Origin of the sequence: Streptococcus jiangnanensis (assembly GCF_040888325.1) — a bacterium.
Lineage (GTDB): Bacteria > Bacillota > Bacilli > Lactobacillales > Streptococcaceae > Streptococcus > Streptococcus jiangnanensis.
The window spans coordinates 242,862-255,301 of the sequence record NZ_JBFNFF010000002.1; the positions used below are offsets into that span (position 1 = coordinate 242,862).

At 41.8% G+C, this 12,440-nt stretch carries 2 protein-coding genes; both read left to right on the forward strand.

Annotated elements, in window-relative coordinates; translation table 11 throughout:
• The first annotated feature begins 168 nt into the window (after positions 1–168).
• Positions 169–7,407 carry an LPXTG-anchored adhesin/beta-galactosidase BgaA gene (gene bgaA / locus AB2B49_RS03840; protein WP_071851144.1) on the forward strand — a complete coding sequence of 2,413 codons (7,239 nt, stop codon included), beginning with the start codon at positions 169–171 and terminating at the stop codon, positions 7,405–7,407.
• Between the two features lie 453 nt (positions 7,408–7,860).
• Positions 7,861–12,312: a SpaA isopeptide-forming pilin-related protein gene (locus AB2B49_RS03845; protein ID WP_320691937.1), complete on the forward strand. Its 4,452-nt coding sequence runs from the start codon at positions 7,861–7,863 to the stop codon at positions 12,310–12,312.
• The last annotated feature ends 128 nt before the right edge of the window (positions 12,313–12,440 follow it).

Below are 12,440 nucleotides of genomic sequence, written 5' to 3' on the forward strand. Positions count from 1 at the left end.
TCACTTTTTTCGAATCTTCTACAAATTTTAGAAAAAACAATCAAAAATATGATTTTTTGTGTTTAGGATATTGAAAATTCCTATATTATTTTATAAAATAAGGGTAAAAGGCTATGAAAAAGTAATACGCTTACAAGAAAATGGAAGCGGTTACTAAAGGAGGACTTTATGGAAAAAGGCCATTGGAATCGTAAAAGAGTCTACAGCATTCGTAAGTTTGCCGTAGGCGCTTGCTCTGTCATGATTGGAACCTGTGCGGTTCTATTTGGAGGAAGTGTCATTGGAGAATCACCAGTTTTCGCGGATGAAACTCCTATCACCCACACTGTGGAACAAGCAAAAGAGGAAAGTCCGGCAGTGGTGGAAAAAGAAAATCAAGCTGTAGCAGAGCACAAGGATGCTGCAAGTGTCGATCAAAGTCAAGCCACTCCAATTGAAGCAAGCAAACCCGAGAAGAAAGAAGAGGAACCTGTAGCTCCAAAAGAGGAGAAGGCGTCTCTAAAACCTGAAGAAACAGATCCAAAGGTAGAATCTCAAGCTTCAAGTCAGGAAAAGCCTGTCAAGGAAGAGTTGAAAGCTGCGACAAATGAAGAAGTGAATCAAATGATTGAAGATAGAAAAGTGGATTTTAATCAAAATTGGCACTTTAAACTCAATGCGAATCCTAAAGAAGCTGTGAAATCAGATGCCGATGTATCAACATGGCAAAAATTGGATCTCCCACACGATTGGAGTATCTTTAACGATTTTGACCATCAGTCACCTGCCCAAAACGAGGGTGGACAGCTCAATGGTGGTGAAGCTTGGTATCGCAAGACCTTTAAACTTGATGAAAAAGATCTCAAGAAAAATGTTCGTGTCACCTTTGATGGTGTCTACATGGATTCTCAAGTCTATGTCAATGGCCAGTTAGTGGGGCATTATCCAAATGGTTATAACCAGTTCTCATACGATATCACCAAATACCTTCACAAAGATGGTCGTGAGAATGTGATTGCTGTCCATGCGGTTAACAAACAGCCAAGTAGCCGTTGGTACTCAGGTAGTGGTATCTACCGTGATGTAACCTTGCAAGTGACTGATAAGGTTCATGTTGAAAAAAATGGAACAACTATCTTAACACCAAAACTAGAACAACAGCAACATGGTAAGGTTGAAACTCATGTAGCCAGCAGAATTGTCAATACAGACGATAAAGACCATGAACTAGTGGCAGAGTATCAAATCGTTGAACGTGGTGGTCAGGCTGTAACAGGCTTGGTTCGTACAGCGAGCCGTACCTTGAAAGCACATGAGTCAACAAGTCTTTATGCGATTTTAGAAGTTGAACAACCAAAACTCTGGACAGTTTTAAATGATAAACCTGCCTTGTACGAATTGATTACGCGTGTTTACCGTGACGGTCAATTGGTTGATGCTAAGAAAGATTTGTTTGGTTACCGTTACTATCATTGGACTCCAAATGAAGGATTCTCTTTGAATGGTGAACGCATTAAATTCCATGGTGTTTCCTTGCACCATGACCACGGAGCGCTTGGAGCAGAAGAAAATTATAAAGCAGAATACCGTCGTCTCAAACAAATGAAGGAGATGGGCGTTAACTCCATCCGTACAACTCATAACCCTGCAAGTCCACAGACATTGCAAATCGCAGCAGAACTTGGTTTGCTGGTTCAGGAAGAGGCTTTTGATACGTGGTATGGTGGCAAGAAACCATATGACTACGGACGTTTCTTTGAAAAAGATGCCACTCACCCAGAAGCTAGAAAAGGTGAAAAATGGTCTGACTACGATCTTCGTACCATGGTCGAAAGAGATAAAAATAACCCAGCTGTCTTCATGTGGTCTATCGGAAACGAAATCGGTGAAGCCAATGGTAATGCTCATTCTCTTGCAACGGTTAAACGCTTAGTAAAAGTGATTAAAGATGTTGATACTACACGTTATGTTACCATGGGAGCAGATAAGTTCCGCTTTGGTGATGGTAGCGGTGATCATGAGAAAATTGCTAATGAACTGGATGCAGTTGGTTTCAACTATTCAGAAGATAACTACAAGAAACTTCGTGCGAAACATCCAAACTGGTTGATTTACGGTTCTGAAACATCTTCAGCTACCCGTACACGTGGAAGTTACTATCGCCCTGAACAGGAATTGAAACATAGTAACGGACCTGAGCGTCATTACGAACAGTCTGACTATGGTAATGACCGAGTTGGCTGGGGTAAAACGGCAACAGATTCATGGACGTTTGACCGTGACAACGCTGGCTATGCTGGACAGTTTATCTGGACAGGTACGGACTATATCGGTGAACCTACACCATGGCACAACCAAAACCAAACTCCCGTTAAGAGCTCTTACTTTGGTATCGTAGATACAGCCGGTATTCCAAAACATGACTTCTACCTCTACCAAAGTCAATGGGTTTCTGTCAAGAAGAAACCAATGGTGCACCTCCTTCCTCACTGGAACTGGGAGAATAGAGACTTGGCCTCTAAAGTAGAAGATGCACAAGGAAAGATTCCAGTTCGCGCTTACTCTAATGCTGCAAGTGTTGAATTGTTCTTGAACGGTCAATCTCTCGGTGTTAAAAAGTTCAACAAAAAACAAACTAGTGATGGTCGTACCTACCAAGAAGGTGCCAATGCTAAGGAACTCTATCTTGAGTGGAAGGTTGCTTACCAACCAGGTACCTTAGAAGCAGTAGCTCGTGATGAAGCTGGTAAAGAAATTGCACGTGACAAGATTACCACTGCAGGTCAACCTGCAGGTGTTCGTCTCATCAAGGAAGAACACGCAATCGCTGCAGATGGAAAAGACTTGACTTACATCTACTATGAAATCGTAGACAGTGAAGGAAATGTGGTACCAACTGCTAATAATCTGGTTCGCTTCCAATTACATGGCCAAGGTCAACTTGTCGGTGTAGATAATGGGGAACAAGCCAGCCGTGAACGCTACAAGGCACAACCAGATGGTTCTTGGATTCGCAGAGCCTTTAACGGTAAAGGGGTTGCCATTGTTAAATCAACTGAGCAAGCAGGTAAATTCACACTGACAGCTCATTCAGATCTCTTGAAATCGGACCAAGTCACTGTCTTTACAGGTAAGAAAGAAGGACAAGAAAAGACTGTTTTAGGTACAGAAGTACCAAAAGTACGTACTGTTATTGAGAAAGAGCCAAAAATGCCGAAGACAGTCGGTTTTATCTACAGTGATGGCAGTCGTGAAAAACGTCCAGTCACTTGGTCTTCAGTTGATGTGAGCCAAGCAGGAGTTGTGACTGTTAAAGGTATGGCAGACGGACGCGAAGTTGAGGCCCGTGTCGAAATTCTAGCAATCGCAAATGAGCTTCCAACTGTTAAGCGTGTTGCTCCAGGAACAGACTTGAGCGCTGTTGACAAATACGTTTCTATTGCTGTTACGGATGGAAGCGTACAAGAATACGAAGTTGATAAGTGGGAGATTGCGGAAGCAGATAAAGCTAAACTGTCAGTTGCAGGATCACGTATTCAAATGACTGGTCAACTGGGTGGTGAGACTATTCACGCTACCCTTGTGGTAGAAGAAGGTAATCCTGCGGCTCCTGCAGTACCAAATGTAACTGTTGGTGGCGAATCTGTCACTGGTCTTACTACTCAAAATCCAATGCAATATCGAACTCTTGCTTACGGTGCATCCTTGCCAGAAGTTGTAGCAAGTGCTGAAAATGCAGCTGTTACTGTAGTCCAAGCAAGTGCAGCAAACGGCATGCGTGCAAGCATCTATGTTCAACCAAAAGATGGTGGACCTCTTCAAACCTATGCAATTCAATTCCTTGAAGAAGCACCGAAAATTGACCACTTGAGCTTACAAGTAGAGCAAGTTGACGGTCTTAAAGAAGACCAAACAGTGAAATTGTCTGTACTCGCTCACTATCAAGACGGAACACAAGCAGTTTTACCAGCTGATAAAGTAACCTTCTCTACAAGTGGTGAAGGGGAAGTCGCGGTTCGTAAAGGAATGCTTGAGTTACATAAGCCAGGAGCAGTCACTCTGAAAGCGGAATATGAGGGAGCTAAAGGCCAAGTTGAACTCACTATCCAAGCCAATACTGAGACGAAGGTTGCGCAATCGATCCGTCCAGTAAATGTAGTGACAGACTTGCATCAAGAACCTACTCTTCCAACAACAGTAACGGTTGAGTATGACAAAGGTTTCCCTAAAACTCATAAAGTCACTTGGCAAGCTATTCCAAAAGAAAAACTCGATCACTATCAAACCTTTGAAGTTCTAGGTAAAGTTGAAGGACTTGACCTTGAGGCGCGTGCAAAAGTCTCTGTAGAAGGCATCGTTTCAGTTGAAGAAGTCAGTGTGACGACCCCAATCGCAGAAGCGCCTCAATTACCAGAAAGCGTTCGTACCTACGATTCAAATGGTCACGTTTCATCAGCTAAGGTTACTTGGGATGCGATTCAATCTGACCAATACGCCAAGGAAGGTGTCTTTACAGTTAATGGTCGTCTAGAAGGTACGCAATTAACAACTAAACTTCATGTTCGCGTATCTGCTCAAACTGAGCAGGGTGCAAATATTTCTGACCAATGGACCGGTTCAGAATTGCCACTGGCCTTTGCTTCAGACTCAAATCCAACTGATCCTGTTTCAAATGTCAACGATAAATTGATTTCCTTTAATGATCGCCCAGCTAACCGTTGGACAAACTGGAACCGTAGTAATCCAGAAGCTTCAGTTGGTGTCCTATTCGGAGATTCAGGTATTTTGAGCAAACGTTCAGTTGATAATCTAAGTGTCGGATTCCACGAAGACCACGGAGTTGGTGTACCGAAGTCTTATGTGATTGAATATTATGTCGGTAAGACCGTTCCAACAGCCCCTAAAAACCCTAGCTTTGTAGGTGAGGAAAACCATGCCTTTAATGATCCTGCAAACTGGAAAGAGGTAAGCAATCTCAAAGCACCAGCTCAATTAAAAGCTGGAGAAATGAATCATTTCAGCTTTGACAAGGTTGAAACCTATGCGGTTCGCATTCGTATGGTTCGACTTGATAGCAAGAAAGGAACGTCTATCACAGAAGTACAAATTTTTGCGAAACAAGTCGCAGCAGCTAAACAAGGACAAACGAGAATCCAAGTTTACGGTAAAGACTTAGCGAACTTCAACCCTGATTTGACAGACTACTACCTTGAGTCTGTAGATGGAAAAGTTCCTGCAGTAACAGCAAGTGTTAGCAACAATGGTCTCGCTACCGTCGTTCCAAGTGTTCGTGAAGGAGAGCCAGTCCGTGTCATCGCGAAAGCTGAAAATGGCGACATCCTAGGAGAATACCGTCTACACTTTACAAGCAATAAAGATTTGCTCTCTCGTAAACCAGTTGCTGCGGTCAAACAAGCTCGCTTGCTACAAGTAGGACAACCACTTGAATTGCCAACTAAGGTTCCGGTTTACTTCACAGGTAAAGACGGTTACGAAACAAAAGACTTGGCAGTTGAATGGGAAGAAGTTCCAGCAGAAAATCTGACAAAAGCAGGTCAATTTACCGTTCGAGGTCGTGTCCTTGGTAGTGATCTTGTTGCTGAGTTCACTGTACGAGTGACAGACAAACTTGGTGAAGCTCTTTCAAATAACCCAGAGTATGATGAAAATAGTAACCGCGCCTTTGCTTCAGCCACTAACGACATTGATAGAAACTCCCATGACCGTGTGGACTATCTCAATGACGGAAATCATTCAGAAAATCGTCGTTGGACAAACTGGTCTCCAACACCATCTTCTAATCCAGAAGTATCAGCAGGTGTGATCTTCCGTGAAAATGGTAAGATTGTAGAACGGACTGTAGCGCAAGCCAAACTTCATTTCTTTGCAGATAGTGGTACAGATGCACCATCTAAACTCGTTTTGGAACGTTATATTGGCCCAGAGTTTGAAGTGCCAACCTACTATTCAAACTACCAAGCCTACGATGCAGCCCATCCATTCAACAATCCAGAAAATTGGGAAGCTGTTCCTTATCGTGCGGATAAAGACATCGCAGCTGGTGATGAAATCAACGTAACATTTAAAGCTGTCAAAGCCAAAGCCATGAGATGGCGTATGGAGCGTAAAGCAGACAAGAGCGGTGTTGCGATGATTGAGATGACCTTCCTTGCACCAAGTGAATTGCCTCAAGAAAGTACCCAATCAAAGATTCTTGTCGATGGAAAAGAGCTTCCTGACCTCGCTGAAGATCGTCAAGACTACCAAATCACCTATAAAGGTCAACGTCCAAAAGTCTCAGTCGAAGAAAGTAATCAAGTAGCTTCAACAGTTGTAGATAGCGGAGACGATAGCCTTCCAGTACTTGTTCGCCTTGTTTCAGAAAGTGGAAAACAAGTCAAGGAATACCGTATTCAGTTGACTAAGGAAAAACCAGTTTCTGAGAAGACTGTTGCTGCTGTACAAGAAGATCTTCCAAAACTCGAATTTGTTGAAAAAGATTTGGCCTATAAGACAGTTGAGAAAAAGGATTCAACACTGTATCTAGGTGAAACTCGTGTAGAACAAGAAGGAAAAGTTGGTAAGGAACGGATCTTCACAGCGGTTAATCCTAGTGGAAGTAAGGAAGAAAAACTTCGCGAAGTGGTAGAGGCTCCGACAGACCGCATCGTCTTGGTCGGAACAAAACCAGGAACCTCTCTTCCAGAAGACGAAGTGAAGAACCTTGTCCTCGACAGACCCGAACTTATAGTCGAAGAAGAAATCATTGACTTCAAGGTTCAGGAGCGTAAGTCTGATAAGTTGTACCTAGGAGAAACTCGTGTCCTACAAGAAGGTCAAAAAGGTATTCGTCTTCACTTGATTGAAGTGGAAAATGGAAAACGTCAGCTTAAAGAAACTTACGATAAAGTCGCTGCTCAAGATCGTATAGTAGAAGTTGGCACTAAACCAGGAACTTCTCTTCCAGAAGATGAAGTGAAGAACCTAGTCCTTAACAGACCAGAACTTGTAATCGAAGAAGAAACAATTGATTTCAAGGTTCAGGAACAAAAGAATGATCAGCTTCCAGCGGGTCAAACTCGTGTTCTCCAAGAAGGTCAAAAAGGTATCCGTGTTCACTTGATCGAAGTTGAAAATGGCAAGCGAACTGAAAAAGAAAGCTATGATAAAGTCATGGCTCAAGATCGCATTGTAGAAGTTGGTACGGCTAGTGAAACAACTAAACCAGTACCTCAAGAATCTACAAAACCACAAGTATCAGAAAAAGCAGATACAAAAGAAATTGCTTCAAGTGAAGCTAGTCAAGCTCAAGAAGAACAGTTACCAAATACAGGAAGTGCAGAAAGTCAAGCAGCCCTAGCAGCAGGCCTAGCTCTTCTTGGTTTGAGTGCAGGTCTAGTGGCCACTAAAGGCAAAAAAGAAGACTAGAATGAATCAGTATTTCTTCTAATTGTATCTCAGAAAGACCAGGGAAACCTGGTCTTTTTAATAGGTAGAAGCATTCTCTCTAGAACAATTTAACGTTTATGAAATCAGATAACCAAAATGATAAAAACACTATCTGGTATCGAAAACAAGGTGAACTTATTTTTAAAAAAATAGCGGTAAAATATACCAGTTTCTGTTTCGATGATAGGAGAAAACGATACAATAAATTGATGGGGAATTCGATAAGAAAATATGAATTTTAAATAGTAAAATAAATTTTAAAAAATGTTTGATGTTTCTAGCCTTTTTTTAAATAGTATGATAAAATATGAAAGTAATGTAGCTATCAATTTTTACTTGAAAAAGGGAAATGGTGATTAGTTGGGGACAATCAATTAGTTTACAATTACATTGTACATTTACAATTGAATATTATTAAGAAAGGAAGATTCAATGAACAAGAAAATAAGATCTTGGATTCAGATTCTTATTCTTTGTTTGGGAGTTATTCTCCAATCGTTTGCCCCTCTGACGCAAGTACATGCGACAGAGTATAATGATGTTATCACTAGTGTTGGTGTTGAAAACAGATCTGGTGAAGCTTTAACGCAAGGGTTGGATATTTGGCAAGAATTCCGTCTTACTGCAGATTTTGTTTTGCCAGATAATACGGTGCATGAAGGTGATACAACAACACTTCAATTGCCATCAGAGATTACATTTTCAAACTCTTCAGACATTGAATTACGAGATGCTTCTAACAATCTTGTAGCTACTGGTCGTTTAGATGCAGCTAGCAAAACAATTACTCTCACTTATACAAAATTTGTTGAGAATAATTCTGGCGTTAGGGGGAAATTCTTTGTCTATGTCCGAGTTGACCATGACGTTGTTTCAGAAGAAAAAGACGTTGATGTTAACGTTACAGTAGGCCATAGAGTTCTATTTGCAGGGAAAATCCGTTATAACGGCCCTCCAGGGAAATACGACTCTAAAATTGAAAAGAGTTCCTTCCAATACAAGGATGACGAGAAAAATGTAATCCGTTATAACATTACTGTAAACCGCAATATGGCGAACTACAGTGATGTCACTATCAAAGATGCTTTCTCTTCTCCAAATATGATATTCCTACCAGATACTTTTCGTATTTATAAAGTAAACTGGAGCTGGAATAACGGAGACTGGAAATGGTCCGATGCTCAGGATATGACTGAAACCTTTAAAAACCAACTAGTGGTAAATGCGAATAGTGATGGTTTCACCCTTCCTTTAGGAGATACTAATGGTTTTGGTTATATGATCGAGTATCGAGCTAAAGCGAATTACGATCTTGTTGATGGAGAGGAAATTACGAACGTAGCTAACATGAGTTACAATGGTAGTGAGAATGAACAATCAACTAGCACGCGTATTTACCAGATTGCAGGTGGTGTTGCGGAAGGATATGTTTTCACCATTAAAATTCATAAGGTAGACGAAGCAGGCCAACCTTTACAAGGTGCAGTTTTTGAAGTGATTCGTGATCGTAACCAAGCCGTTGTTGGACGATTGACAACAGATTCTGATGGTAACGCTAGTGTAGGCAAATTGTTGCGAGACAACTATACAATTCGTGAAGTAACTGCTCCTCTTGGCTATGACAAATTAACTGAAGATATTAAAATTTCTCCAGATGAGTTTGGTTCAGACAAATCAGTAGAACGTCGAATTGAAAATAAGAAGACACCTCCGAAGACACCAACTGAGAAAGAGATTACTTTCAAAAAGGTGGATCCAAATGGAAAAGAAATTCCAGGAGCGGAACTGAAAATCTATAGTGGAGATCGTGTAAGACCAGAAGCTCCACCTGTAGCAGACTGGACAACAGAAGCTAATACTTCTAAAGTGATTAAATTAGCTCCTGGTACCTATACTCTAACAGAGTCCGTTGCTCCAGATGGGTATCAGTATGTTGATGATGTTACCTTCACGGTCAATGCTGATGGTTCTATTACAATTGTCAAAAAAGGTACAACAGATACTGTCGTAACAACTGGTTCTGTTTTGTCAATCACTGACAAAGAAGATACAACTCCAAAGGCGATTACCTTCAGTAAGGTAAACCTTGGAGGAAATGAAATCGCTGGTGCACAGATTAAGATCTACAAGGGCGAAAAAGCTGAAGGTACAGCCGTAGAAAGCTGGACTTCAACTGACCAACCTAAGCAATTGAATCTTGAACCTGGTATCTACACTTTCCATGAGGAAGCAGCCCCAACTGGCTACCTCAAAGTAACGGATATCACTTTCCAAGTTAAACCTAACGGTACTGTTGAAGTGACAAAAGTAGGTGAAAAAGATTCTAAAGGTGAAGACAATCGTGTTGTAGCCCAAAATTCAACTCTGACAGTTACTGATAAAGATGACGATGTAGCTCGTAAAATCACGTTCAGTAAAATTAGTCTTGGTGGGGTTGAAATCGCAGGAGCACAAATCAAGATCTTCAAAGGCGATAAGGCAGAAGGTACAGCTGTAGAAAGCTGGACTTCAGAAGCTGGTAAGTCTAAAGAATTGAACTTGGCCCCAGGTACTTACACCTTCCATGAGGAAGCAGCCCCAACTGGATACCTCAAAGTAACGGATATCACTTTCCAAGTTAACTATGATGGAACAGTTAAAGTGACGAATGTTGGTACTAAGGATGCTAAAGGCGAGGACAATACAGTCGTAACCGATGGTTCAACAATCAAAGTCACTGATAAAGATGATGATAGTCCACGTAAGATTACCTTCAGTAAGGTTAGCCTTGGTGGTACAGAAATCGCAGGAGCACAAATCAAGATCTACAAGGGCGATAAGGCAGAAGGTACAGCTGTAGAAAGCTGGACTTCAGAAGCTGGTAAGTCTAAAGAATTGAACTTGGCCCCAGGTACTTACACCTTCCATGAGGAAGCAGCCCCAACTGGATACCTCAAAGTAACGGATATCACTTTCCAAGTTAACTATGATGGAACAGTTAAAGTGACGAATGTTGGTACTAAGGATGCTAAAGGCGAGGACAATACAGTCGTAACCGATGGTTCAACAATCAAAGTCACTGATAAAGATGATGATAGTCCACGTAAGATTACCTTCAGTAAGGTTAGCCTTGGTGGTACAGAAATCGCAGGAGCACAAATCAAGATCTACAAGGGCGATAAGGCAGAAGGTACAGCTGTAGAAAGCTGGACTTCAGAAGCTGGTAAGTCTAAAGACTTGAATTTGTCTCCAGGCACTTACACCTTCCATGAGGAGGCCGCTCCAACAGGCTACCTCAAAATAACCGACATCACTTTCCAAGTCAAACATGATGGTACAGTGGAAGTGACCAACGTTGGTGAGAAAGACTCTAAGGGTGAAGAAAACAAAGTTGCCACAAACGGCTCAACTGTAACTGTGACCGACAAAGATGATGACCTTCCACGTAAGATTACCTTCAGTAAGGTTAGCCTTGGTGGAACAGAAATCGCAGGTGCAGAGATTAAGATCTATAAAGGCGACAAGGCAGAAGGCACAGCCGTAGAAAGCTGGACATCTGAAGCTGGTAAGTCTAAAGACTTGAATTTGTCTCCAGGCACTTACACCTTCCATGAGGAAGCAGCTCCAACCGGTTACCTCAAAGTAACGGACATCACTTTCCAAGTCAAACATGATGGCACAGTGGAAGTGACCAACGTTGGTGAGAAAGACTCTAAAGGTGAAGAAAACAAAGTCGTTACCAACGGCTCAACTGTAACTATAACCGATAAAGACGATGACCTTCCACGTAAGATTACCTTCAGCAAGGTTAGCCTTGGTGGAACAGAAATCGCAGGCGCTCAAATCAAGATCTACAAGGGCGACAAGGCAGAAGGCACAGCCGTAGAAAGCTGGACTTCAGAAGCTGGTAAGTCTAAAGATCTTAACTTGGCTCCAGGTACTTACACCTTCCATGAGGAAGCAGCTCCAACCGGTTACCTCAAAGTAACGGACATCACTTTCCAAGTCAAACATGATGGCACAGTGGAAGTGACAAACGTTGGTGAGAAAGACTCTAAGGGTGAAGAAAACAAAGTTGCCACAAACGGTTCAACTGTAACTGTAACTGATAAAGATGATGACCTACCACGTAAGATTACCTTCAGCAAGGTAAATCTAGCGGGTGAAGAAATCGCGGGTGCTCAAATCAAGATCTACAAGGGCGATAAGGCAGAAGGCACAGCCGTAGAAAGCTGGACATCTGAAGCTGGTAAGTCTAAAGATCTCAACTTGGCCCCAGGTACTTACACCTTCCATGAGGAAGCAGCCCCAACTGGATACCTCAAAGTAACGGACATCACTTTCCAAGTCAAACATGATGGCACAGTGGAAGTGACAAATGTTGGTGAAAAAGACTCTAAAGGTGAAGAAAACAAAGTTGCCACAAACGGTTCAACTGTAACTGTAACTGATAAAGATGATGACCTTCCACGTAAGATCACCTTCAGCAAGGTAAATCTAGCGGGTGAAGAAATCGCGGGTGCAAAAATCCAAATTTTCCGTGGAGAAAAAGTTGCAGGTAGTCCTGTGGCTGAATGGACTTCAAAAGCCAATCAATCACATGTACTTGATTTGACTCCAGGAGTATATACTTTCCATGAAGAAGCCGCTCCAACTGGATACTTAGCAGTAACAGATATTACATTCCAAGTTAACTACGACGGAACTGTAACAGTGGTAAATGCTAGTGGAAATCAGGTTGAGTTTAAGGATGGTAAGTTAGTAGTAACGGACCAAACTGAACCAGAAAATCCTAACCTACCAAACACTGGAAGTGAATCTGGACAAGCTGCATTAGCAGCAGGTTTAGCTCTTCTAGCTTTAGGTGCAGGTCTTGTAGCAACTAAACGAAGAAAAGAAGACTAATCTCATTTAGTAGCCAATAAGTACAGTAAAGAAAGATCAGGGATAACCCCCTGGTCTTTTTTCTATGATTCAGAATAATGAAATATGATAAATTAAACTATTTACCAGTATGGTATATGACTATTGCT